The following is a 23,902-nucleotide window of genomic DNA, read 5'->3' on the forward strand; positions in this document are numbered from 1 at the left end:
GAGGCAGCATGACGAGACGGGCACTGATTTCGGTGAGCGACAAGACGGGCATCGAGGACTTCGCGCGGGCCCTGGTGGCGCGGGGCTGGGAGCTTCTCAGCACGGGGGGAACTCTGGCGGCCCTGCGCGCGGCCGGTGTCCCCGCGACGGCGGTGAGTGACGTGACCGGCTTTCCGGAAATTTTAGGCGGGCGCGTCAAGACCCTGCACCCGGCTATCCACGGCGGCATTCTCGCCCGGCGCGAGGCAGGGCACCTGGCCGAGCTCGCCGAACACGGCTTGGGGACGATTGACCTGGTGTGCGTCAACCTCTACCCCTTCCGCGAGACGGTGGCGCGGGGAGCAGACTTTGCGGAAGTCACCGAGAACATCGACATCGGCGGCCCCGCGATGCTTCGCGCCGCGGCCAAAAACCATGCGGATGTGCTGGTGTTGGTGGACCCCGCTGACTACCCTCTGGCCCTGGCGGGTGAGGTTTCACCGGCGGACCGCCGTCGCCTCGCGGCCAAGGCCTTTCGCCACACGGGCGAGTACGACGCGGCGATTGCTGCCTACCTGGAGGACGGGGCGGGGGAGACGCTGCCCGAACACCTCACCCTCAGCCTCTCCCGGGTGGCCGAGGTGCGGTACGGCGAAAACCCGCATCAGCCGGGCGCGGTGTATCGCCTGGGGGCCGAGCGCGGCCCGGTGCTTGATGCCCGGGTGGTCGCCGGAAAGCCCATGAGCTTCAACAACTACGCGGATGCCGACGCGGCCTGGGCGCTGGCGGCCGAGCTCGCGCGGCAGGAAGACCATCCCGCCGGAACCCGCGCTGTGTGTGTCGCCGTCAAACACGCCAATCCCTGCGGTGTGGCGGTGGCCGATACCGTGCGGGCCGCCTGGGAGAGAGCTCGCGACGCGGACACCCTCAGCGTCTTCGGCGGCGTGGTCGCCGTGAGCCGACCGGTGGACCTCGCGGCGGCACAAGCCATGCGCGGCACCTTCCTCGAAGTCCTCATCGCGCCCGACGTGACGCCCGAGGCGGTGGCGTGGTTCGCCGCCAAGAAGCCGGACCTGCGCGTGCTGGTGGCTGCTCCGGACGCCAGTCCCGGTACGCTGGACGTGCGCCCGCTCGCCGGGGGCTTTGCCGTGCAGGGCCGCGATACCCGCCCCTGGGATGACCTCTGCCCCGAGGTGGTGACGCGGCGCGAGCCCAGCGAGCAGGAATGGCTGGACCTGCGCTTTGCCTGGGCCGTCGTCAAGCACGCGCGCTCCAACGCGGTTGTGTTGGCGCGGGATGGAGTGACGGTCGGTCTGGGTGCGGGTGCCGTGAGCCGTATCTGGGCTGCCGAACGTGCGGTGCAGAATGCCGGCGAGCGAGCGCGCGGCGCGGTGCTTGCCTCCGAGGCGTTTTTCCCCTTTGACGACGTGGTGCGCCTGGCGGCGGGGGCAGGCGTGACGGCGCTTCTCCAGCCCGGCGGTGCCAAGCGCGACCCTGAGGTGATCGCGGCGGCGAACGAGCTCGGCCTGAGCATGGTCTTTACCGGCTCGCGGCACTTTCGGCATTGAGGGCGGGGATGCAAGAATCCCGACTCATCGGTAAGCCACTCGCGGACGAGGTCACGCGGGGCGTGCGGGAGGCCCTCTCCGAGTGGGCCCGCCTGACGCCGAGCTTCCGGCCCCAGCTGGTGAGTGTCCTGGCCTCGGACGATGAGGCGTCACGGGTGTACGTCCACAGCAAGGAGCGGCAGGCGGGGCGGCTGGGCGTGCGCTTTGGCGTGCGCGACCTCGGCGCGGGGACCACGCAGGAGAACCTGCACGCGGCGCTACGCGAACTTTCTGACGACCCAGGGGTTCACGGCATCGTGCTCGAGCTGCCGCTCGCGGGCGGTCTGGACGCCGACGCCGCGCTGCTTCATATCGCCCCCCGCAAGGATGTGGAGGGCCTCACGCCCGCCAACCTGGCTCTCATCGCCGCGGGCCGGGAGACGGAGGCGCTGCTTCCACCTACCCCCCGTTCCGTGCGCTTTCTGCTGCGCGCGGCGCTGGGGGACGACCTGCGCGGACGGCGCGTGGCTGTGATCGGTCCCGGGCGCACGGTGGGGCGGCCCCTCGCCTTTATGCTCAACAACCGGGGCGTGACCGTGACGCTGTGTAACGAACATACCCGCGATCTCGCAGCCGTGCTCGCCGAGCAGGACGCGGTGGTGGTGGCGGTCGGCCACGCGGGTCTGCTGCGGCCCGAACACGTTCAGCCGCACCATGTCGTCATCGACGCGGGCATCAACGTCCGGCCCGAGGAGGAGGGTGGCGGCGTGGTCGGCGACGCCCTGCCGGAGCTGCCCGTTCGCATGCAGACACCCGTACCCGGCGGCGTCGGCCCCCTCACGAGCGCCCTGATGTACCAGAACCTGGTGCGCGCGGTGAAGCTGCAGCGCGGCGAGCGGGTGGAGTAGGGCAAAGGCGAGAGGGGGAGAGAGGTTCCCCCCTTCCCCGAACTAGTCGCCAGAAGGAGCGGCCCGCACACGGGGGCCCCCCACGCTCTCCTCAGGCTCTGCGTGGCGGGCACTCTTGTCCCAGGTGCGGCGGCCCGTCAGGTAGTTCTTGAAGGCAAGCGGCAGGCTCAGGAAGAGGGCAAAGCCGTACACCGGGAGGCTGAGGGCAGTAAAGAGCAGGCGCCCCGGCGGCAGCCGGTTTTCCAGCTGGTAGCGGATCAGCCAATTGAGTTGCAGGGCAAGATTCAGCACGCTGAGGGTCAGGCTCACCGTGGGGTCAAGGAGCAGGCCTTGCGTACCGGTCGCCCAGCGCAGCGGTTGCGTCAGCAGCGTCAGCACGATCAGCAGGTTGAGCCACGGCCCCAGGATGAAGTACGTGAAGTCCAGCCGCGCCAGGAGGGGAACGGGAGTCGTCCACAGCCTTCTCAGGTAGGGCAGGCATTGCAGCGTGCCCTGCGTCCAGCGTGCCCGCTGCCGGGTAAAGCGGCGCAGGTTGGGCAGCCCCTGCTGCGTGACCGGATGCTCCAGAAAGGCCAGGCGATACGTGGGCCGTGCCAGACGGATTTCAAGGCCGCTGCCGAAGTCTTCGAGGAGCACGTCTGGCCAGGGGTCCACGCCCCGCGCGAACTGCCCCTCCACGTAGGAGGCCCGCATAAACTGGCCGTTGCCGCACAGGGCGGCGGTGTGCCAGTGGGTCCGCAGCACCTGGAGATGCCGGGTGATGAAAAACTCCACGTCCTGCTGCTGCTCCAGCATTCGCCCGATGAGGTTGCGGGCATGGAGGCGAGTGGTGGACTGCCGAATGCGCACGCGGGCCTGCGCGCCCATCACCGCCGGGTCGCCCATCACCTGCCGCGCTTCGGTCAGCAGCTCTGGCCCGATGCGCCCGTCCGCGTCGATCACGACAAAGACCTCGTGGGAGAGGTCAGCCCCCTCCTCGCGCAGCACGTGCAGCAGCTTCCTCACCGCCCAGTTCAGCGCTCTGCCCTTGCCCTGGCGAGCTTCCGGAAAGGTGCGCCGCAGCAGCAGCACGCCCGGATCCGAAGCGGCGAGCGCCGACACCAGCACCCCGGTCGCGTCATCGCTGCCGTCGTCGATCACCGCCACCCGCCCATCCGGCGCGACCTGACGGAGATTGCGCACGGTCGCCTCAATCACCTGCGCCTCATTGAGGGCAGGAATCAAAAAGGTAAAGCGCAGACCGGGCTGCGGCGCCGGGCACCGCCTTGGCCGGGGCAGGAGCGCCGCGAGGGACATCTGGAGCGTGTAGAAGCACAGCAGGATCAGCCCGATCAAATCCAGTGCAGTGAAAAAGTTCGTCAAGGTTCACCTCGGCAGCCCGGCGGACCGGCACACCCCCCTACTATGCACGTCACGTGAAGAGAAAACCACAGGGTTTGCCTGAACCCTATGGTGTTCTCCTGAATGGTCCGCGGCTGAACGGCGAGGCCTCAACCGTGCAAGAAGCCCTCCACCCACCCCGGCAACTCTCCCGGATCGATCAAAAAAGCGTCGTGCCCGTGCACGCTCTTCAGCTCGGCGTACCGTCCGCGGGGCAGCAGGTCTGCGAAAGCGCGCACCTCGGCAGGCGGGTACAGCACGTCGCTGGAGATGCCGACGGCGAGCACCGGCACCCGGATGCTCCGCAGTTCCTCATCCGTGGGCTGGAAGCGGTCCATCGCCCCGGTCAGCGCGAGGTAGGTGCGCTCGCAGAAGCGGGCGGCGAGCTTCTCCCCCTGGTGTTCCAGATACGTCGTGATGTCGGGGGTGCCGGGGCGCCGCGTGCCCCAGCCCGCCTGAGTCAGGGCAAAGCTCTGGGGACTGCGGTAACTCAGCATGGCGACCATGCGTGCGACCTTGAGGCCCTCGCCGCCGGGCGCGGCGCGGATGGCGCTGCGGGCCGCCGTGTTCAGCCCGATGGCCCAGGGAGAGTGGCGGGCCGGGGCACCGATGATGACGGCCCGGTCGACCAGGTCGGGGCATTCCAGCAGCCAGGCGTACGCCAGCATCCCGCCCATGCTCGCGCCGATCAGCGAGACGCGGCGCACCCCCAGCTCTTCGAGCAGGGCCCGGCCCACCCGCGCCATGTCCCGCAGCGTGAGGGGAGGATCTTCGCCGTTCACGCGCGGGAGTTCTGCTGGGCCGCTGGTCCCCGCGCAGCCACCCAGCACATTCGCGCAGACCACAAAGTCGCGGGTGGGGTCCAGGGGCCGACCCTCTCCCAGGAAATCCGGCCACCATTCATGCACCGCGCTCGTGCCGGTCAGGGCGTGCAGCACCAGCACCGCGTGTTCGCGTGGCGTGCCGTAGGTGTGGTACGCCACCCGAATGTCACTCACGGCCTGCCCGCAGTCCAGCAGCAGCGGAGTGTGCCGGAAAAGCCGTACCGTCTGCTGCCGGAAACATCGCTCGGGCACGGTGCGGTCCGGGAGGGGCGGCGGAAGGTCCGGCACGTGGGTCACGGCGGTCATACTCCCTCCGCGTCCACAAGGGCCGTGGCGAGGGCCTGCGCAAAGTCGTCACAGATATCGTCGATGTGCTCGATGCCGACGGAGACCCGGATCAGGCCCGGCGTTACCCCCGCCGCGGCCTGGCTGACCTCGTCGAGCTGCGAGTGGGTGGTGCTGGCGGGGTGAATGACGAGCGTGCGGGTGTCTCCCACGTTGGCGACGTGCTGCGCGAGCTTGACCGCACCGATAAAGGCCTCACCGGCTGCCCGCCCCCCCTTGAGCTCAAAGGTCAGCACGGCTCCAGCTCCGCGCGGCAGGTACGTCTGCGCCCGGTCGTAGTGGGGGTGGTGACTCAGGCCGGGGTACGTCACCCGCAAGACATCCGGGTGTGCGCTGAGCCACCTCGCCAGCGCGAGGGCGTTTTGCGCGTGCCGTTCAGCTCGCAGGCTGAGTGTCTCTAGGCCTTGCAAAAACTGCCAGGCCTGCTGCGGCGCGAGCGTCGCGCCCAGGTCGCGCAGACCCTCGGTGCGCGCGCGGATCAAAAAGGCGATGTTGGGTAACCCCAGCGCGTTGCCCGCCCCAAACACCTCCCAGAAGTTCAGGCCGTGATAGCTGGGACTGGGTTCGGTGAAGAGGGGATAGCGCCCGTTCCCCCAGTCAAACGTTCCCGCGTCTACGATCAGGCCGCCGATGCCGTTGCCGTGCCCGCCGATCCACTTGCTCGCGGAGTGCAGCACCACGTCGGCTCCGTGCCGGATGGGCTGGCAGTAGTAGCCCCCGGCGCCAAAGGTGTTGTCCACGAAGACGGCCACACCCCGCGCGTGGGCGGCGGCGGCAATGCCCTCAAAGTCGGGGATGTTGAGCGCCGGATTTCCCAGCGTCTCCAGGTACACGGCCCGAGTCCGGTCGTCGATAAGAGAAGCGAACTCCTCCGGGCGCTCGTCCTTGCTGGTAAACCGCACCTCGATGCCCAGCCGCCGCAGCGTCACGCGGAACTGGTTGACGGTGCCGCCGTACAGATTCGGCGTCGAGACGATGTTGTCCCCGGCCTGCGCGACCGTCGTGATCGCGAGAAACTGCGCCGCGTGCCCGCTCGCGACCGCCAGCGCGCCCACCCCGCCCTCCAGCGCCGCGATGCGTTCTTCCAGCACGGCGTTTGTGGGGTTCTGAATCCGGCTGTAGATGTTCCCAAAAGCGCGCAGGCCAAACAGGTTCGCGGCGTGCTCGGGCGACTCGAACACGTAAGAGTTGGTGGCGTAGATCGGTACCGCCTGTGCTCCTGTCGCCGGGTCGGGGCGTTGCCCAGCGTGAACCTGAAGCGTCTCGAAGTGCAGCGTGTTGGAGTTAGAAGCCATGACTCGGCCCTCCTCACAGGAAAAAATTCGTCTGACCTGTGGGGGCTGGGCGCCAAAGGGCGCGCCCCCTCCCGGGCATCGAGAAGGGGCGGGGCAAGTTTCCAGCCGCGTGACCTTCCCTGATCGTTCCCGCGGGCGGTCATCGTTGACCTCCTCGCAGGCTGGCCTTGGCACCGTGACGTGATGGGGTCCGGTTGCCGCGCCGTCAACGAGCCAGATCTCTCGGGCGCTCTGGATAGGGTCGCTCCACGCGGGAGCTGAACAGAGGGTAGCAGGGCGGGGCAGGAGGGTCAACCGGGCGGGGCAGCCAGCGCGGCGCACTGCGGGCACTGACCGTACAGCGTGACCTCGTGTGCCTCCACGATAAAGCCGCCGGGATAGACCGTACCACGGGGCAACGCGACCGGACAGGTGTGCAGCGTAAAGACGCGGCCGCAGCGGGTGCAGGAAAAGTGGTGGTGGTGCCCGCGCCCGGTTCGCTCGTAGCGCGTCTCGCCGTCAAGGAGCACCGGGTGGATATGGCCCTGCTCGGTGAGCAGCTTAAGGGTTCGGTACACGGTGGCAATGCCCAGCCCCGGCAGGTCAGCCTGCGCGCGTTCCAGCACTTCCCCAACCGCCAGGGGCCCTTCGGCGCGGTCGAGAACGCGGGTAATCACGTCACGCTGACGGGTGCTGCGGGTGGCGGACATGCCCCCACGCTAGCAGAAGTGATTGCGCCGTATCAGAAAGGGGCACACAAAACCCGGCCTCTGACGGGCCGGGCCAGGGAAGGACGCCTCAACGAATGTTCGGGTTCAGCCGTTCCTCCGGGTGGATGGGGCTCCCCTGTGCCTTGGCTTCCACAGTGCTTTTGGGCGCGGAAATGCTGCTGCTGGTGCCCGGCGCGCTTTGCATGCCTGGTCCGCCGGGCACGCCGACGCGGGCGGCGTCGCCCACCTCGTTCCCCTCCTGACGCTTCAGAAAGCTCGCTACGCCCCCGGAAGCGGTACTGGCCGTGCTCGCCGCGAGCTCGGTCGCTTGGGTCGTCTTCGAAGCGCGCGTGCTGCTCGCACCGGTCGCGCTCGACGGCTGCCCCAAGCGCTGCCCGGCGCGTTCCAGCAGGCTGTCCGCAAAGCCTTCTAGGCGGGGTGTCAGCACGCGGTCATTCAGCGTCTTGACGGCCAGGGTGGTGACGGTCGCCACGAGCGCGCCGCCGATGCCACCGCCCTTTTCCTTTTTCTGTGCCCGAATCAGGGCCTTCTGGTGCTTTTCAGGGCTGTAGGCGTCCACATAGACCTTTTTGGTGCGGCGAAACTGACGTCCGATCACCAGGCCCACCAGCGCCCCCACTGCCGAGGCTCCGCCCAGCATCTTGAGGGGTTCTTTTTGCAGCTGCACCTGCAGGCTCGCCTGCTGCGCGAGCGCGTCCACGCTCTCCTTGAGGCGTGCGCGGGCCTCCTCGCGTTCGTTGCGGTCGCCGCGCCCCTGCGGCGGGTGGTTCGCTGCCCCCCGAGCGATCGTCACGCGGTCTTCCGGCGTGCTGGCCACCGTCACGCGCTCCACCGTGACTCGGTCTGCCATCAGTATCCCTCCTTTTTCATGTCCTCGCGGAAGGTGGGCTCGGTGCTCACGCTGATGCCCGGATGGTCTTTGAGCACCACCGGGTGCTGAACGTTGGGGTCATGCCCGGCGTGGCCCCCGTGCCCGCGCTGCGGCGAGTGCCCCCGTTCATCCTCAGGGGGGGTGACGCCAAAGTCGGTCACGCTGCCGCCGTGGGCGGGCTGGCTGCCGTCGGGATTGGTGCCGTAGACGGGGATCGTCACCGTTCGGCCCTCCTCGCTGAGGGCCATGGGCCGGGTCACGTGGCCCTCCACCTGATCGGTCGCTACGGCAGGAACGCGGTAGTCGCCCGCTGAACGTGCCGGATGTGCCCCGTCGCTGCCGGTCATGGTGGTCGCGCTCGCCACCGTGACGCGGGCGGCGCTGGGGGCGGCGGTGGTGGTTGCGGCCTGCTCGGCTCGGTACTGGGCTTCGAGGTGATCGTCTTCGGTCAGAACGCGGCGTTCTTCAGGGTCGCGCGGCAGTTCGGCACTCAGGCGCCGCAGGCCCAACATCACCAGCACGCCGGTCAGGGCAAAGCCCAGCAGCGCGATGATGAGCGCCGCGACCCAGGCCCCCAGGCCAAGCCGCATCAGCAGGTAGAACACCGCCAGGATCAGGAACACGAGCCCCATCACGAGGGGACCGACCGACGCGAGCAGCAGCACCACGCCGACGCCCTTGGCCTTGGCGACTTCACCAACCTGACGCGCGACCGCGCGAATCTCTGCCTTGACGAGCGTGACGGCCGCGTCGAACACGTCGACCAGCGCGCCCCCGATGCTCTTGCGTTCTTCTTGCATGCTTTCCTCCGCCAGCCTCCCCCACTTGGGCGAGGCCAATCCACGCCCAGCATAATGAACCCCATGCGAGAAGCGCGCCAGAGCCAAGAAAACCTGAACCCCCGGGCAACGCTCACCCTGGCGCAGCGCAGCAACTTCTGGCCGTTGACCGCTCGGGTCTATCCCCTCTGGCGAGCCCGTTCCCTGACCCTGCTGACCGGCCAGCCCTTCCCCCTGGCGCGCGAGGCTGCCCTGTTCCTGGGGCTGTGCCGTCCTCGCCCCGGCGAGTGCTGGCTGGATGCGGGCACGAGCAGCGGCTTCTATGCCGGAGTGCTCGCCCGAGCGGGGTGCCGCGTGCTCGCCGCTGACCTCAGCCCCGCCATGCTTGCCCTGGCCCGGCGGCGGGAGCGACGGGCGGACATCGCCTGGTGCCTCAGCGACCTGGAAGAAAGCGGATGGCCCGCAGAAAGCTTCGCGGGCGTGACGGTGGGCGCGACCCTCAACGAGACGCGGCGGCCTGACCGCTTTCTGCGGGAACTCGCTCGGCTGACTCGGCCCGGCGGGCAGCTGTGGCTGATGTATGTGGCGCGCACCGGTGGCCCCCTTCAGCGGCTGCTTTCCCAGCCAGCCCTGGGTGGCCTCACCTTCCCTGACCCGGCTTGGGTGTCCCGGTACCTGCTCGGCTGCATCCGTACCGACGCCGTACAGGTCGGCCCGGTGGTGTTCGAGCGGTACCTGAAAGAGCGCGGCTAAGCCTGTCTCGCGCCTTTTTCTGTAAGAAAGCGTGACGTTCCCTACACGCGGTCCCCGTACACTCGCAGGCAGAGGAACCTTATTCATGCTCAACCTCGTCTCTCCCCCTCCTGCCGTTCCGCCTCCCCCGGCGGAAGCGGCCCGTCACTGCTGGGAGGTGACGCGGCAGCACAGCCGGACTTTTTCGCTGGGGTCGCGCTTTTTCCCGGCGGGGCAGCGCGAGGCCGTGTGGGCGGTGTACGCGGCCTGCCGCGAGGGGGATGACAGCGTGGACGAGTGCCGCGGGGACGAGGCCGAAAAAGCCCTTGCCGCATGGTGGGCACGGGTACAGGCTGCCTTTGCGGGCCGCCCCAGCTCGCACCCCACCGACCGGGCGCTTGCCTGGGCCGCCGCCCACTGGCCGATTCCCCTCGCGGCCTTTGAGGAGCTGCACGAGGGCCTACAGATGGACCTGCACGGCCACCGCTACCGCGACCTGGACGACCTTGCCCTGTACTGCCGCCGAGTGGCGGGTGTGGTGGGCTTTATGATCGCCCCCATCTGCGGTTACAGCGGGGGCGAGGAGACCCTGCGCCGCGCGCTGCGGCTGGGCCAGGCGATGCAGCTCACCAATGTCCTGCGCGACGTGGGCGAGGACCTTGAACGCGGGCGAATCTACCTCCCCGAAAGCCTGCTGCGCGAATACGGCGTCTCCCGCGCTGCTCTACAAGAAGGCCGCGTAACCCCCGAGTACCGCGCGCTGATGCGGGACCTCTCCGCGCTTGCCCGCCGTTGGTACGCGGAGGGCCGCACCGGCATTCCCTGCCTGCACGGCCGTGCCCGCATTGGCGTGCAGGCCGCTGCCCGCGCCTATGAGGGCATTCTCGATGACCTCGCTCGGGGCGACTTCGACAACTTCCGCCGCCGCGCCCATGTCAGCGGTACCCGCAAGCTGCTGATGCTGCCCCAGGCGTGGTGGGAGGTGCGGGGCTCGCCGCCCTGAGGAGCTCCCTCGGGCGAGATCAGGAGACGGCTCCGCACACACCTATGACCGACTCATCCCTTTACCGGCGCAAACAGGCCCTGATCATCGGCTCGGGCTTCGGCGGCCTGAGCCTGGGCATCCGCCTACAGAGCCTAGGTTTTGACACGACCATCCTAGAGAAACTGGACGGGCCGGGCGGCCGCGCCTACCAGAAACGCACGCCGGACGGCTACGTCTTTGACATGGGCCCGACCGTCATCACGGTGCCGCACTTCATCGAGGAGCTGTTCGCCCTTCAGCGGGACGAAAGTTTCCTGGACCAGCCCGACTTTCCGCCTGCGGTGCTGACCGGCGAGCGCGTGCGGGAAGGCGAGAGCGGCGGCCCGCGCACGCGCGACTACGTGCGTCTGGTGCCCATCTTGCCCTTCTACCGCATCATCTTTGATGACGGCACCTTTTTCGACTACGACGGCGATCCCGAGAGCACCCGGCGGCAGATCGCGGCCCTCGCCCCGGAGGACCTGGCGGGCTACGAGCGCTTTCACGCGGACGCCGAGGCGATTTTCCGGCGCGGGTTCCTCGAACTGGGCTACACCCACTTCGGCGACCTCGGCACGATGCTGCGGGTGGTGCCTGACCTGCTGCGGCTGGACGCGGTGCGAACGCTCTTTTCCTTCACCAGCCGGTACTTTCAGTCGCCCAAGCTGCGGCAGGTCTTCTCCTTCGAGACGCTCTTGATCGGCGGCAATCCGCTCAGCGTTCCGGCGATCTACGCGATGATCCACTTCGTCGAGAAGACCTGGGGCATTCACTACGCGCTGGGGGGGACCGGAGCCCTCGTTCGGGGCCTGGTTCGCAAATTCGAGGAACTGGGCGGGCGAATCGAGTACGGGGCAGAGGTCGAAGAGATTCTGGTGACGGATGAATGGGGCAAGCCCGTTCGTCGCCCCTTCGGCCCGCGGGTGGCGCGCGGCGTGCGGCTGAAGGGGGGCGAGAAACGCCCCGCCGACCTTGTCATTAGCAATGGGGACTGGGCGAACACCTACCTCAAGCGCGTGCCCCGGACGGCCCGCCTCGTCAACAGCGACTGGCGTGTCAAGGCTGCTCGCCAGAGCATGAGCCTGCTGGTGATCTACTTCGGCTTCCGCGATGACGGCCGTGCCCTGAACCTCCGGCATCACAACATCATCCTGGGGCCGCGCTACGAGGAATTGCTGCGCGAGATCTTCGGCCGGAAGGTGCTGGGCGCGGATTTCAGCCAGTATCTCCACATCCCGACCCTCACCGATCCCAGCCTCGCGCCGCCCGGCCACCACGCCGCCTACACGCTGATTCCCGTGCCACATGGTGGCAGCGGCATCAACTGGGGCGTGGAGGGACCGCGGCTGGTCGAGCGTGTGCTGGCTTTCTTGGAGGAACGCGGCCACATCCCCCGGCTGCGGGAGCGGCTGACCCACCTGGAGTACGTGACGCCCGACTATTTCGCGGGGACGCTCGACAGCTACCTGGGCAACGCCTTCGGCCCCGAGCCCACGCTGGCCCAGAGTGCCTACCTCCGTCCGCACAACCGCTCGGAGGACGTGCGCCACCTCTACCTTGTCGGGGCGGGGGTGCAGCCCGGCGCGGGGACTCCCAGCGTGATGATGAGCGCAAAGATGACCGCCCGGCTGATCGCGCAGGATTTTGGCCTCGCCTAACCCGCAGCTTGCGGCGCTCTGCTGCGCAGCCAGGCCAGGATCCAGCCCAGCACCTCTTCCCGCTCCTCGTCGTTGAGGAGCTCGTGGTAGCCGCCCTCGACGAGGCGCAGGGTCTTGTCGGGGGCGGGAATGGCGTTCACAAAGCGGCGCGAGCCGTTCACGTCCGTCAGGCGGTCCGCGGTGCCGTGGATGACCAGGGTGGGCAGGGTCCAGCGGGCGTAGTGAGCCCACAGCTCACCGCTGAGCCGCAGCATGGAAGCGGCGGTCAGGGCAGGAACCTTGCCCTGGTGGACCCAGGGATCAGCCCGGTACGCCTCGACCTCGTCGGCAAGGCGCGAAAGACCCCCGCTGTCGAGCGCGGTGACGGGGGCAGCCGGCGCGAGCCTGGCCAGCACCGGGGCCAGGGCCCTGCGCCACGCCGGTTCCCCTTCACCGATCAGGAGGGCGGGGCTGGAGAGCACGACGCCGCTCAGGCCGCGCGGGTCGCGCGCCACGCTGGCTGCCGTGACCAAGCCGCCCAGCGAGTGCCCAAAGGCGAACACGGGAAGCGGCTGACTCCGCAGCGCCTCTCGCGCCCGCAGGTGGTCCTCGACCAGAACAGCGGCGTCCACCACCGCCCGGCGGCCCTCCGACCGGCCGTGCCCGCGCTGGTCATAGGCGTACACCGTGAAGCCCGCCTCGACCAGCGCCGGAACCAGGCGGCCATAGCGTTCGACGTACCGCCCGGCGTATTCCCCCAGCCCGTGCGCGAGCAGCACGGCGGCGCGAGGGCTCTCGGCGTGCCACACATAGCTCCGCACGGGTACGGCGGGCAGATCCCAGGCGGACGGTTCCCAGCGTGCTGGCTGCATAGCGGCCAGTCTATCCTTGACGTTAAGCGACCCTGAACGCGCCGCGCCCCGTGCCTGCCGCAAACTGCCCTCTATGGCAGATATCGCGCGCAAGGCCAGCGCCCACTGGACGGGCGACCTCAGAAGCGGTCAGGGAACCGTGAGCACCGGCAGCGGCGTCCTGAATGACGCCCCGTATTCCTTCAAGACCCGGTTTGAGCAGGGGGCGGGCACCAATCCCGAAGAGCTTCTCGCCGCCGCGCACGCCGGGTGCTTTACCATGCAACTCGCGGCGCTCCTGGCCGCCGACGGCCACGAGCCGGGCGACCTGCGCACCGAGGCGACCTGCGAGATGGTCCGCGAGGGCCAGGGCTTCAAGGTGAGCACCATGCGCCTTGTCGTGCGCGGCTCGGCCCGCAGCAACATCGACCAGGCCACCTTTGAGGGCTACGTGCAGAAGGCCGCCCAGGTCTGTCCCCTCAGCCGCGTGATGACCGGGAACGTGGAGATCACGCACGAGGCGGTACTGGAGTAGGCGAGCGTTTGGAAAGAGACGCTCCGGCTGCGGCTGGAGCGTTTTCTTGGCTGGGCCGCGTGCCCGGGAACCGGCTTGCGGGCGGAGCACGGTGAATGGGGGAGAGGAGGGCTCAAACGGGCTGGGCGGCATCTTCGCGCAGGTGCTCGCGGGCCCAGGTGCCGATGGCGTCGATCACGCCCTGAAGCTCGCGCCCGGCGGGGGTGAGGCTGTAGACGCTGCGGGCCAGCTTGCCCTGGGTGTCTTCGGTGCGTTTGGTGATGAGGGCGAGGGCTTCGAGGTGTTCGAGGCGTTGCGTGAGGGTGGCACTGTTGCAGCCGCCCACCGCACGGGCGAGTTCGTTAAAACCCTTCTCGCCGTCCAGCAGCGCGCGGACGATATGCAGCACCCACTTCTCCTGCAACACGCCGATGGCCCGGTAAACCGGACAAAATCCCGTGTGTGCGGTGCTCATGCCCCCACTGTACACCTTCAACCGAACCGAACTGCGCCGCAAATCACACCGCTTGACTTTTCAAAGTGCTGGAAATACTCTAGCGCCATGACTGCTGTTCAGACCCGTCCCCTGACCGTCACCGAGGCCATCGAGAGCCGCCGCAGCATCCGCCGCTTTCAGCCCGAGCCCATGAACCAGGATGACCTGCGCGAAATTCTGCGCCTTGCCAGCCTGGCGCCCACCGCGAACAACGTGCAGCCCACCCGCTTCGCCGTGGTTCAGAACCCCGAACTCCAGGCCAAGCTTCAGGAGGCTGCCTACGGCCAGAGCCAGGTGACGAGCGCCCCCGCCGTGATCGTGGTCTACAGCGATATGGAGGACGTGCTGCAAACGGCAGAGGAAACCGTCCACCCGGGCATGGGCGAAGAGCAGATCAAGACCCGTGCCGAACGCCTGCGCCAGAGCTTTGCGGGTCAGGACGTGGCCCAGCGCGGCCAGTGGGGCCTCACTCAGGCCAACATTGCCTTTGGCTTTCTGATGCTTGCCGCCCGTGGTTTGGGGTACGACACGGTGCCCATGCTGGGCTTTGACCCCCAGAAGGTCCGCGAACTCCTCGGCCTGCCCGACCACGTTCAGTTTGCCGGAATGCTGCCCATCGGCAAGCGCGCGGAAGAAGGCTTTCCGCACCACCGCCACAGCGTCGAGCGCGTCACCACGTTCTACTGAATCTCACCCGGTTACACGCCGCCCCTTCCCCGGGGGCGGTTTTTCGTGCTGTGCTACCCACATGTCCCGCGCCATCCTGGCCGAGCAGCACGGCAGTCCCGAAGTCCTCTGTTGGCGAGCAATCCCCTCGGAAGCGGCCGGGGCACACGCGCTGGTGGAAGCCGGGGAGGTGAACGGGCGCGTCCTGCTGACCGTCTAGCCTTTCACGTTAAGTCAGATGGCTCTCCCACCCCTGACGGGCGGCGCGTACAGTGAGCCGTTATGCGTCAGCGACCTGCGGCTCTGATCTTCATTCTGGCAACTGCCCTGATCGATGTGATGGGCATCGGCCTGATCATTCCCGTGCTGCCGGGGTTGGTCAAGGAATTGGCCGGGTCGGAGGCGGCGGGCGCACGCTTCATCGGCTGGCTGACGGCGGCGTATGCGGTGATGCAATTTCTCTGCGCGCCCATTCTGGGGGCCTTGTCGGACCGCTACGGGCGGCGGCCGGTGCTTCTCCTCAGCCTCTTGGGGATGGTCTTTGACTACCTGCTGCTCTACTTCGCCCCCAGCCTGGGGTGGCTGCTATTGGGCCGGATCATCGCGGGCGTGACGGGCGCAAGCCTGACCGTGGCGAATGCCTACATCGCCGACGTATCGCCGCCCGAGGACCGTGCGCGGCAGTTTGGCCTCCTGGGCGCGACGTTTGGGGTGGGGTTCATCCTGGGTCCGGCGCTGGGCGGCTTCCTGGGTGACCTCGGGCTGCGGCTCCCGTTCCTGGTCGCGGCGGGCCTCACGGCGCTGAACTTCCTGTACGGTCTCTTGGTGCTGCCCGAATCGCTGCCCGCCTCGGCGCGGGGGCAGGCGCTCAAGCGCGGGGCCCTCAACCCCTTTACGCCGCTGAGGGCCCTGGGCGAGTACGCCATCACCCGCAACCTGGCGGGAACGTTCGTGCTGCTGGGGTTGGCGGGGCAGGTGATCTTTAGCACCTGGGTGCTGTACACCGAGACGGTGCTGAGCTGGTCGCCCGCCCAAAACGGAGTGGCCCTCGCGGTTTTCGGTCTGCTGACCGCGGGTGTGCAGGCCGGGCTTATCGGCCGGTCGATCGCGGTGTTGGGCGAGCGGCGCACCATCCTGCTGGGCCTGGCGATGTCCATCGGGGAATTCCTGGTGCTCAGCGCAGCGCGTACCCCGTTTCTGCTGTACCTCTCGCTGATCTTCGGGGCGCTTGGTGGCCTCGCCCAGCCCGCCATCCAGGGCCTGATCAGCCGTCAGGTGGGGGAAACCGAGCAGGGCCGGGTGATGGGCGCAATCACCAGCCTCAACAGCCTGGTCGGCGTGGTGGGCCCGGTCATCGCCACCGCCGTCTTCGCCTACTTCAACGGGGGCGGCGCCCCCTTCCGTTTCCCCGGTGCGGCGTTCCTGCTGGGCGCGGTGTTTGCCGTCCTCGGCACGCTGCTGGTGTGGGCGGTGCTGCGGCGGATGCCGCTTCAGCGGGCAAGCAGGGCGAGTGGGGATTAGGAACTCTCCCCCTCCCGCCGCCTCAGCAGCAGCGCCAGCAGAAACAGCGCCGTGTTCACCAGCACGATGGTCGCGCCCGGCGCCGTGTTCAGGAAGTAGCTGAGGTATAGGCCCGTCACGCCGCCCGCGGTCCCCAGCAGGGCGGCCAGCCCGATCATCTTTTTCAGGCTGCGGGCCAGCAGCCGTGCTGCGGCGCTCGACGTGATCAGCAGGCTGACACTGAGGGTGGTCCCGACAAGCTGTACGGTCAGGACGACCACCAACCCGATCAGAATGAGCAGCAGATTGTTGAGCCTCCGCACCGGGAGACCGATGGCCCGCGCCTCTGTAGGATCGAAGGACGCGAGCAAGAGTTCCTTCTGGACGGCCGTGAGCAGCGCCCCCACGACAACCGTGACGCCAAGAGCCCCCCACAGGTCAGCGGGGGTGACGCCCAGCGGGTTGCCGATCAGGAAGTTGCTGAGATCTGTGGTGAAGGTGGGCGCGCGCGAGAGCATCACCACGCCCAGGGCGAACATCCCCACAAAGACGATGCCGATGGCGCTGTCCTGTTTCAACCCGCTGCGTTGCCCGACCGCGCCGATGCCGAGCGCCGTCAGAACCGCGGCCACAAGGGCGCCCAGCAGCAGATTCCCCCCGGTCAGGAACGCCCCCACGATGCCGGGCAGGACCGCGTGGCTCATCGCGTCCCCGATGTAGCTGAGGCCGCGCAGCACCACCCACGCCCCGACCAGGGCACACAGCACACTGACAAGCACGACGGCGGCGAGCGCTCGCAGGAAGAAGTCAAATTGCAGGGGATCGGTGAGCCAGTCCACGCTAGGCCTCCGCGTGGGTGTGACCCAGATGACTCACACTGAAGGTGGCTTCGATGTTGTGCGGTGTGTAGACCTCCTGGGGTGTGCCGTCCGCGATTACGCGCCGGTTGACCAGCACCAGGTGGTCACACCAGCGCCGCGCCTGTTCGAGGTCATGGGTGACCATCACCACGGCGCGGCCCGCGTCGGCCTGAGCGCGCAGCAGGGCCATAAGCTGTTCCTGGGTGGCAGCGTCCACGCCGGTCAGCGGTTCGTCCAGCAGCAGAATGCGGGCGTCCCGCGCCAGCATCCGCGCGAGCAGGACCCGTTGCCGCTGCCCCCCGCTCAGGGCCCCGATGTGCCGTCCGCGCAGCTCGTACACGCCGGTTTGGCGCAGCGCCTCCGCCACCCGTTCCCGGTCTGTGCGGCCCGGCCAGCGCAACCAGCCCAGCCGCCCGGTGCGCCCCATCATCGCCACGTCCCAGACGGTGACCGGAAAGGCCCAGTCGAGGGTCTGCTGCTGCGGCACGTAGGCGACGTTCTCGCGCGCATTCCCGCCCTCTCCAAAGGTGATCCGGCCCGCTGTGGGCGGCGTCAACCCCACCACCGTTTTCAGCAGGGTGCTTTTGCCCGCCCCGTTGGGCCCGATCACGGCGCTCAGGGTGCTCGGCGCAAACTGCACCGTCGCGTTCTCCAGCGCCGTGTGGGTGCCGTACCGCACCGTGAGGTTCTCCACGCCCAGCATCCCCTGAGGATACCGCGCGGGCCGCTGATACTGCGAGGCCGAAATCATCTACCAGCCAACCCCCCTTGGCGCTGCAACTCCCGGAGGGCAAGTTCGGTGGCGATGGGTCCCCGAATGCGGCTGAACAACTGCACGTCCAGGAACCAGACGTGGCCGTTGCGGCTGGCCCGCAGCCGAGAGGGGATGGGGCCAGCTTCCCAGTCCCGCCGGGCACGGGTGGGTGTGTTTTTGCCCGAGGCGATGACAAAGACGGCGTCGGGGTCAAGCCCAGCGAGGGCCTCCACGCCGAGGGTGCTGTAGCCGCCATCGGTGGCGAGGGCGGGATCACGGGCACCGGGAAGCAGAAGCTTCATGCCGAGGTCTTCGAACAGAGCGCCCGTCCAGTCCTCCGGTCCAAGCACGGTGAAGAGGTCTTTTTGGGTGCCGCCCGCGTTCCACAGCACCAGCACGTTTTTGCCCCTGAGGGCGGGGGAGAGCTGCTGCTGGGCACGAGCGAGCCGCTCCTGGTGTTGCTTGATGACCCGCGCGGCCTGCGCCTCACGGCCGAGCGCCCGCGCCAGCAGCGGAAGGGTGCGCTGCCAGTCGTTTCGCCGGATGCCCCGGAAAAGCAGGGTGGGGGCGATGCGGCTGAGCTGTGGGTACACGCCGGACGCAAAGTTCTCCCCGACGATCAGGTCGGGCCGCAGGGCGGTCAGCACTTCCAGGTTGGGTTGAAAGCGGTCCCCTACGTTGATCGGTGTTCCTCGCACGCGGCTCCCCAGATACCGGATGTCCCGTATGGGCGCGCCGAAGTTGCGCTGACCCAGCTGGGCGGCCTCGCCGTAGCCGACGGGCTGGACCCCCAGGGACAGCAGCAGGTCAAGGGCGTGCGGCCCCAAGGCCACCACACGCTTGGGCGGGCGCTCGATGTGGGTGCGGCCCACGTCGTGCGAAACGGTGAGGGGAAAGGCGCGCGCCACAGGGCCAGCGGCCAACACAGCGCCGAGGGCCAGGGTCAGTACGGAACGGAACATCCTGCCTCCAGGTCACCCTAGCGGAGCGCCCGCACCATCGTGTCCACGTTGTAGCGGAAGGCTTTGAGGTACGTTTCGCCCGCGCTGCCCTTGGGGCCGAGGGCATCGGTGTAGAGCGGCGGGGCGATGCTCGCACCGGTTTCCCGGGCCAGGGTCTGGGCCAGGCGAGCGTTCACAGTGTTCTCGGTAAAAATCACCCTTACGCCCTGCTTGCGCACGGTCTGCACGAGCGCGGCGAGCTCGCGGGCGCTGGGTTCACGCTCGGTGCTGCCCCCCGGAATCACGGCTCCGATGACCTTGAGCCCGTACCGTTCGGCGAGGTAGTGCAGGCTGTCATGGTTGGTGATGAACTGTCGGCGGGCGGCGGGCAGGCTCGCAAACTGCCGCTTGGCATAGGCGTCGAGCGCCTGAAGCTGCCGGATGTAGGCGGCGGCATTCCTCGTGTAGGTGTCCTTGCCCGCCGGGTCAAGACGGGTGAGGGCTGCCTGCGCGTTACGGACGTAGCCCGCCGCCAGGGTAGGATCCCACCAGGCGTGGGGATCAAGGGCTCCGTGGTCGTGCTCCTCGTGCTCCTCGTGCCCGTGATCAGCCCCGTGGAGCTTGAGGCCCCGCGTCAGCTCGGTGACCGGCACCCGGGGGGCAGCCGCCCGGAGTTTGGGGAGCCAGGGCTCCAGACCCGCGCCGTTGGCAAACAGGGCGCGGCTGCGGCTGAGGTGACGGATGGCGGTCGTCGTGGGCTGGAAGGTGTGGGTATCGCCGCCAGTGGGCACGATCACGTTGACCTGTACCCGCTCACCGCCCACGGCCCGCACAAAATCGGCCACGATCGTGGTGGTGGCGCTGACCGGCATGGGGGCGGCCCGGCTGGCAGGCGAGCTGGCGGCAGCGAGGCCGCCGAGCAGGGTGGCCAGAAGCGCTCGTCTCACGCCAGCACCGTTCCCTGAACAGGACCGCGGCTCAGCTGGCGCAGGGCTCGGGTGCTGAGCCGCACCCGCTTGGGCTTGCCCCCGACGAGCACACGCTTTTTCTGAAGATTGGCCCTCTGAACCCGTTTCGTGACTCCGGTCGTTTTGCGGCCGACGCCGCCCTGTGCCCGCGCCCGACCGCGCCGGGTCACCCGGTTCACCACACGGTTCTTTTTTCCAGTCAAGAAACACACTCTTGGCATATTGATTTATCCTTATCAATTTCAACTCGGGTGGGAAGGGAGGAAGCTCACAGTTCGGCGGTGGGTTCGGCCAGGGCCTCGTCAAGCAGGGCGTCGAGCGCTGCCGGATCGAGGGCGGTCCCGATCAGAACAAGCTCGCTGGAGGCGTCGGCCGGGTTGTGCCAGGGGCCCGCCTGTTCGAGGACGAGTTGGCGTCCGGTGTGGTTCCACAGGGTCGCGAGACCGTCACCGAGATCAATCCAACCCTTGGAGCGGATCACATTCGGCGGGAGACCACCGGCCAGCACCCGTTCGAGCCGCAGCGGGTCAAAGGGCCGTTCGGAACGGTAGATGTGGGTGCCTAGCCCGTAGGTCTCGGACTCCGGCGTGTGTTCACGTTCCAGCTCCTCTATCCAGGCGTCAAGCCGCATGGCCGCCTCGGGGTCGAAGAGGCCGACCTGCAGCACCTCTTCGGCCGCAAGCGCTCCGTGCGTGGTCTCCAGGACGCGGGCCCGCGGGTTGGTGATCGCCACGAGCTCGCGGAGCCGCGTGACGTCCTGCGGCGCCGCGAGATCAAGCTTATTGAGGACCACGAGGTCAGCGAATTCGATCTGCTCGGCGAGCAGTTCTCCAAAGCCCCGCTCGAACGCATCGCCGGGCAAGACATCCTCGCGGTTCCAGAGCGAGAAAAACTGCGCCGCGTCTACCACCGTGACCATCGCGTCCACGTGGACCCGCCCACTGAGGTTGGGGAGGTCAGGGTCCAGCGCCAATTCCTCCGGGGTCAGACAAAAGCTCTGCGCGATGGGCAGAGGCTCGCCGATTCCAGTGGACTCGATCAGAATGTGGTCGAGCTCGCGCGTTCGCAGCAACCGGTCAACCGCCGTCAGCAGGTCGCCGCGCAGGGTGCAGCAGATGCAGCCGTTGGACAGTTCGATCGTCTCTGCATCGGTGTGGACCACCAGGGAGGCGTCCACGTTCACCGCCCCAAACTCATTCACGATCACGGCGATGTTCCGCGTGTTCGTCTGGGTGAGCAGGTGGTTGAGGAGCGTGGTTTTGCCCGCGCCCAAAAAGCCACACAGAACGGTGATGGGAACCGATGAACCGGAGGGAGTGGACGTCATATATTGATAACGATAAGCTATTATCAAATTTATGGCAAGGTTCCACACCGTCGTGCGCTGTCCCCTGACCGTACAGTTCTGGTTGCTGGGCTTGGATGCCCGCCGGGGCGACCTGGAGCGGCGCGGCTTTCTCCGCGCGCCGGCGCCGCAGGGCAGCAGCCTCTACACCCTCGGTCCCCTGACGCTACACAGCTCGGGGCTTACCCTGGAGCTCAGCGGGGGGAGGCTGCGCTTCGAACGGCGCCGCCACCGCTTCAGCCTCAACGGCGAAGTTCTGCCTGCCTCCAGGGGGCTGGAACTGTGTCGGCCCTTTTTGCTTGACCATGAGCGTTGGGTGGCTGGCCGCTACGGGGTGGCCTACCGCTGGGAGCAGTTGCGTGCCTACCGCTTGCCGCCTCCGATTCGCCGCAACGTGCCTGTCTGGACAGCCTACCTGGGCCCCGAGCGGGTTCAGGCTGCTTGGCTCACGCCGTTGCTGGGGGTCGGCGGCCGTCCTGCTCGGCGGACCCTCTGGCAGCCCTTCGGGGCATCGTTTTAGACTGCGCCGCATGACGCTGGCCGTCCCCCCCTCCGAGTGGTACAAGAGCGCCGTCTTTTATGAACTCTCCGTTCGCACCTATGCGGATGGCAATGGCGACGGCAAGGGTGACTTTCCGGGCCTGACCGGGAAGCTCGACTACCTGAAAAATCTGGGGGTTGACTGCCTGTGGCTGCTGCCCTTCTACCCCAGCCCGCTGCGCGACGACGGCTATGACGTGGCCGACTACGTCAACATCCACCCCGACCTCGGCACCCTGGAAGACTTCAAGGTCTTTTTGCGTGAGGCGCACGTGCGCGGCCTGCGGGTGATCGGCGACCTGGTCACCAACCACACCTCCTGTGACCATCCCTGGTTTCAGGCGGCCCGGCGCGGCCCTACCCTGCCGGACGGCAGCCCCAACGAGTACTTTGACTACTACGTCTGGAGCGACACCGGCACGGAGTACGCGGACGCGCGCATCATCTTTACCGATACCGAGACGAGCAACTGGACCTACGACGAGCAGGCCGGGAAGTACTACTGGCACCGCTTCTTCTCGTCGCAGCCCGACCTCAACTACGACAATCCCCGGGTGCAGGAGGAACTGCTGAATGTCGTGCGCTTCTGGCTCGACCTGGGGCTAGACGGCTTTCGGGTGGACGCCGTGCCCTACCTCATCGAGCGCGAGGGCACCAACTGCGAGAACCTGCCTGAGACGCACGCCATCCTCAAGAAGCTTCGCCGGATGGTGGACGAGGAATATCCGGGCCGCCTGCTGCTCGCCGAGGCGAACCAGTGGCCGGAAGACGTCGTGGAGTACTTCGGCAGCGAGGCCGCGCCCGAGTTTCACATGTGCTTCAACTTCCCGGTGATGCCCCGGCTCTTTATGAGCCTGAAGCGGGAAGACACCACCTCCATCCGCGAGATCATGGGCCGCCTCCCGCAGATTCCCCGTTTCGGGCAGTGGGCGACCTTCCTGCGCAACCACGACGAACTCACCCTGGAGATGGTCACCGAAGACGAGCGCGCCTTTATGTACGCCGCCTACGCGCCCGACCACCGCATGAAGATCAATGTGGGGATTCGCCGCCGCCTGGCCCCGCTGCTGGACAACGACCGCCGCCGCATCGAGCTCCTCACCACCGTGCTTCTCGCCCTCCCCGGCAGCCCCATCCTGTACTACGGTGACGAGATCGGCATGGGCGATAACCTCTCCCTGGCTGACCGCAACGGCGTTCGTACGCCCATGCAGTGGAATGCTGGGATCAGCGGCGGCTTTTCCACGGCCCTGCCCGAGCAGTGCTTCTATCCCCCCATTCAGGACCCGGTGTACGGCTTCCAGCGCGTCAACGTCAATGCACAGGAACAGGATCCCAGCAGCCTGCTCAAGTGGGTCGCTCGGCAGCTCGAGGTGCGCCGTGCCCACCCCGCCTTCGCCCACGGCGACCTGACCTTTATCGAAACCGGTAACCCTGCCGTTCTCGCCTTTACCCGCCACTTTGAGGGCGAAACCCTGCTGATTGTCAGCAACTTCGCCGGAAGCGCCCAGGCTGCACAGCTTGACCTCGCGGCGTATCCGGGGGCTGTGCCCGTCACCCTGGCGGGGGGCAGTCACTTCCCGCCCGTTGTGGATGGCGGCCTCTATCCGGTGACGCTGGGCAAGTACGACTACTACTGGCTGAAGCTGTCGGGCGTTCGGTAGGCCCCGGCACAACAAGAGGCCCCAGCGGTCCGCCGGGGCCTTGTTTGCTTGTGCTGGTCTTTCTCAGCGCGGGTTCGTCTCAGTCGTCACTGCTCCCCGCGAAGCCGAAAAGCCGCAGGAGAAACAGGAACATGTTGATAAAGTCGAGGTACAGGGCGAGCGCCCCGTTGATTGCCGCCCGCTCGGCCGTCTCGCCTTCAAGGCCACTCAGCGCCAGGTTGCGCAGCATCTGCGTGTCGTAGGCGGTCAGACCCGCGAACAGCAGTACGCCCACGATGCTGATGCCCAGGGTCAGGGCGCTGCTCGCCACAAAGAGGTTCACGATCATGGCGATCAGGAGACCCAGCACGGCGAACAGGAAGAAGCGACCCAGCGCGCTGAGGTCACGCTTGATGGTGTACCCGGCCACGCTCATCGCTCCAAAGGTGCCCGCCGTCGTCAGGAAGGCCGCCGTGACCGCCGTGGGGCTGTAGGCAAGGAGCAGGGCACTGAAGGTGAGGCCAGTCAGGGCGGCGTAGGCGATGAAAAGGAGGCCCGCCACGGCGCTGCTCAGGCGCTGCGCGGCCAAACTCAGCACAAACACGATGGCGAGCTGCGCCAAAATCAGCGGCAGCCGCAGGCCCATCACCTGGGAGGCCAGCCCCTCGTTCTGCGCGGTGAGGTAGGCGATCCCGGCGGTGAGGGCCAGGCCTGCCGCCATCCACGAGTACGTCCGCGCCATAAAGGTACGAACCAGAGATTCTGTCCGAGTCGCAGTGAGTTGCATACACGG

The 23,902-nt window shown here is 67.8% G+C and carries 26 protein-coding genes and 1 riboswitch; of the genes, 11 read left to right on the top strand and 15 right to left on the bottom strand.

The genetic code is table 11. The annotated features are described in order from the left end of the window. Positions 1-8 precede the first annotated feature (8 nt). On the top strand, positions 9-1,547 hold the full coding sequence (gene purH, locus EI73_RS12885; protein WP_034387276.1) for a bifunctional phosphoribosylaminoimidazolecarboxamide formyltransferase/IMP cyclohydrolase: 1,539 nt from the start codon (positions 9-11) through the stop codon (positions 1,545-1,547). 8 nt (positions 1,548-1,555) lie between these two features. Then, the gene (locus EI73_RS12890; RefSeq protein WP_034387279.1) at positions 1,556-2,434 is read left to right on the top strand and encodes a bifunctional 5,10-methylenetetrahydrofolate dehydrogenase/5,10-methenyltetrahydrofolate cyclohydrolase; all 879 of its coding nucleotides are present in this window, start codon (positions 1,556-1,558) and stop codon (positions 2,432-2,434) included. A gap of 42 nt (positions 2,435-2,476) precedes the next feature. Here EI73_RS12890 and EI73_RS12895 read toward each other — a convergent pair whose 3' ends face one another. The 6 genes from EI73_RS12895 to EI73_RS12920 all read right to left on the bottom strand — a co-directional run bounded on the left by EI73_RS12895 (position 2,477) and on the right by EI73_RS12920 (position 8,659). Then, a complete protein-coding gene (locus EI73_RS12895) occupies positions 2,477-3,796 on the bottom strand; it encodes a glycosyltransferase family 2 protein (protein WP_034387282.1) in 1,320 nt (439 codons plus the stop codon). Positions 3,797-3,924: 128 nt separating this feature from the next. Next, complete coding sequence (locus tag EI73_RS12900; protein WP_034387285.1) at positions 3,925-4,944, bottom strand: alpha/beta fold hydrolase family protein; 1,020 nt, start codon at positions 4,942-4,944, stop codon at positions 3,925-3,927. After that, positions 4,941-6,278: an O-acetylhomoserine aminocarboxypropyltransferase/cysteine synthase family protein gene (locus EI73_RS12905; protein ID WP_034387288.1), complete on the bottom strand. Its 1,338-nt coding sequence runs from the start codon at positions 6,276-6,278 to the stop codon at positions 4,941-4,943. The genes EI73_RS12900 and EI73_RS12905 overlap by 4 nt, the downstream gene beginning before the upstream one ends. A 117-nt stretch (positions 6,279-6,395) precedes the next feature. Next, a riboswitch (SAM riboswitch) is annotated at positions 6,396-6,519 on the bottom strand. 49 nt (positions 6,520-6,568) lie between these two features. Further along, positions 6,569-6,967: a Fur family transcriptional regulator gene (locus EI73_RS12910; protein WP_034387291.1), complete on the bottom strand. Its 399-nt coding sequence runs from the start codon at positions 6,965-6,967 to the stop codon at positions 6,569-6,571. 88 nt (positions 6,968-7,055) lie between these two features. Further along, positions 7,056-7,838: a hypothetical protein gene (locus tag EI73_RS12915; RefSeq protein WP_034387294.1), complete on the bottom strand. Its 783-nt coding sequence runs from the start codon at positions 7,836-7,838 to the stop codon at positions 7,056-7,058. After that, positions 7,838-8,659, bottom strand: coding sequence for a phage holin family protein (locus EI73_RS12920; protein WP_034387296.1), 822 nt, complete (start codon positions 8,657-8,659; stop codon positions 7,838-7,840). Before EI73_RS12920 ends, EI73_RS12915 begins: the two co-directional genes overlap by 1 nt. A 54-nt stretch (positions 8,660-8,713) precedes the next feature. Between EI73_RS12920 and EI73_RS12925 the strand changes: the two genes are divergently transcribed. The 3 genes from EI73_RS12925 (at position 8,714) to crtI (ending at position 12,052) form a co-directional block, all read left to right on the top strand. Further along, entirely contained in the window at positions 8,714-9,391 is a 678-nt protein-coding gene (locus tag EI73_RS12925) for a class I SAM-dependent methyltransferase (RefSeq protein WP_051935532.1), read from the top strand. Positions 9,392-9,476: 85 nt separating this feature from the next. Beyond that, positions 9,477-10,373 carry a phytoene/squalene synthase family protein gene (locus EI73_RS12930; protein ID WP_081909031.1) on the top strand — a complete coding sequence of 299 codons (897 nt, stop codon included), beginning with the start codon at positions 9,477-9,479 and terminating at the stop codon, positions 10,371-10,373. 44 nt (positions 10,374-10,417) lie between these two features. Continuing rightward, positions 10,418-12,052 (top strand): phytoene desaturase family protein, encoded by a 1,635-nt coding sequence (gene crtI, locus EI73_RS12935; protein ID WP_034387301.1) that lies wholly within the window; start codon positions 10,418-10,420, stop codon positions 12,050-12,052. Here crtI and EI73_RS12940 read toward each other — a convergent pair. Then, a complete protein-coding gene (locus tag EI73_RS12940; RefSeq protein WP_034387302.1) occupies positions 12,049-12,903 on the bottom strand; it encodes an alpha/beta hydrolase in 855 nt (284 codons plus the stop codon). The two genes, crtI and EI73_RS12940, sit on opposite strands and share 4 nt — an antisense overlap. Before the next feature lie 73 nt (positions 12,904-12,976). Between EI73_RS12940 and EI73_RS12945 the strand changes: the two genes are divergently transcribed. Further along, positions 12,977-13,417, top strand: a complete 441-nt coding sequence (locus EI73_RS12945; RefSeq protein ID WP_034387304.1) for an OsmC family protein — start codon at positions 12,977-12,979, stop codon at positions 13,415-13,417. 112 nt (positions 13,418-13,529) lie between these two features. Here EI73_RS12945 and EI73_RS12950 read toward each other — a convergent pair whose 3' ends face one another. Continuing rightward, entirely contained in the window at positions 13,530-13,871 is a 342-nt protein-coding gene (locus tag EI73_RS12950; RefSeq protein ID WP_034387306.1) for a helix-turn-helix domain-containing protein, read from the bottom strand. An 87-nt stretch (positions 13,872-13,958) separates the two neighbouring features. Between EI73_RS12950 and EI73_RS12955 the strand changes: the two genes are divergently transcribed. From EI73_RS12955 to EI73_RS12960, 3 genes are all read left to right on the top strand, one after another. After that, entirely contained in the window at positions 13,959-14,579 is a 621-nt protein-coding gene (locus EI73_RS12955; RefSeq protein ID WP_034387307.1) for a nitroreductase family protein, read from the top strand. A gap of 61 nt (positions 14,580-14,640) precedes the next feature. Further along, positions 14,641-14,778: a hypothetical protein gene (locus EI73_RS16355; protein WP_156103540.1), complete on the top strand. Its 138-nt coding sequence runs from the start codon at positions 14,641-14,643 to the stop codon at positions 14,776-14,778. Positions 14,779-14,840: 62 nt separating this feature from the next. Beyond that, on the top strand, positions 14,841-16,079 hold the full coding sequence (locus EI73_RS12960) for a tetracycline resistance MFS efflux pump (protein WP_034387308.1): 1,239 nt from the start codon (positions 14,841-14,843) through the stop codon (positions 16,077-16,079). Here EI73_RS12960 and EI73_RS12965 read toward each other — a convergent pair. Genes EI73_RS12965 through EI73_RS12990 form a run of 6 tightly spaced genes read right to left on the bottom strand, consistent with a single transcriptional unit; the run spans position 16,076 to position 20,908 of the window. After that, a complete protein-coding gene (locus EI73_RS12965; protein ID WP_034387310.1) occupies positions 16,076-16,897 on the bottom strand; it encodes a metal ABC transporter permease in 822 nt (273 codons plus the stop codon). The two genes, EI73_RS12960 and EI73_RS12965, sit on opposite strands and share 4 nt — an antisense overlap. A gap of 1 nt (position 16,898) precedes the next feature. Further along, complete coding sequence (locus EI73_RS12970) at positions 16,899-17,621, bottom strand: metal ABC transporter ATP-binding protein (protein WP_034388303.1); 723 nt, start codon at positions 17,619-17,621, stop codon at positions 16,899-16,901. A 44-nt stretch (positions 17,622-17,665) separates the two neighbouring features. After that, positions 17,666-18,634 (bottom strand): ABC transporter substrate-binding protein, encoded by a 969-nt coding sequence (locus EI73_RS12975; RefSeq protein WP_051935533.1) that lies wholly within the window; start codon positions 18,632-18,634, stop codon positions 17,666-17,668. A gap of 17 nt (positions 18,635-18,651) precedes the next feature. Beyond that, positions 18,652-19,560, bottom strand: a complete 909-nt coding sequence (locus EI73_RS12980) for a metal ABC transporter solute-binding protein, Zn/Mn family (protein WP_034387312.1) — start codon at positions 19,558-19,560, stop codon at positions 18,652-18,654. Beyond that, a complete protein-coding gene (gene rpmB, locus EI73_RS12985; protein ID WP_034387315.1) occupies positions 19,557-19,802 on the bottom strand; it encodes a 50S ribosomal protein L28 in 246 nt (81 codons plus the stop codon). Before rpmB ends, EI73_RS12980 begins: the two co-directional genes overlap by 4 nt. A gap of 47 nt (positions 19,803-19,849) precedes the next feature. Next, positions 19,850-20,908: a GTP-binding protein gene (locus EI73_RS12990; RefSeq protein WP_034387318.1), complete on the bottom strand. Its 1,059-nt coding sequence runs from the start codon at positions 20,906-20,908 to the stop codon at positions 19,850-19,852. Between the two features lie 31 nt (positions 20,909-20,939). On the opposite strand from EI73_RS12990, the gene EI73_RS12995 reads away from it, so the two are divergent. Then, the gene (locus EI73_RS12995) at positions 20,940-21,446 is read left to right on the top strand and encodes a hypothetical protein (RefSeq protein WP_156103541.1); all 507 of its coding nucleotides are present in this window, start codon (positions 20,940-20,942) and stop codon (positions 21,444-21,446) included. Between the two features lie 10 nt (positions 21,447-21,456). Next, positions 21,457-23,130: a maltose alpha-D-glucosyltransferase gene (treS, locus tag EI73_RS13000; RefSeq protein ID WP_034387323.1), complete on the top strand. Its 1,674-nt coding sequence runs from the start codon at positions 21,457-21,459 to the stop codon at positions 23,128-23,130. 79 nt (positions 23,131-23,209) lie between these two features. Here the strand turns inward: treS and EI73_RS13005 are convergent, their stop codons facing one another. Next, positions 23,210-23,896 (bottom strand): Bax inhibitor-1/YccA family protein, encoded by a 687-nt coding sequence (locus EI73_RS13005; RefSeq protein WP_034387327.1) that lies wholly within the window; start codon positions 23,894-23,896, stop codon positions 23,210-23,212. Between the last annotated feature and the right edge of the window lie 6 nt (positions 23,897-23,902).

Source organism: Deinococcus sp. YIM 77859, from assembly GCF_000745175.1.
Taxonomy (GTDB): Bacteria; Deinococcota; Deinococci; order Deinococcales; family Deinococcaceae; genus Deinococcus.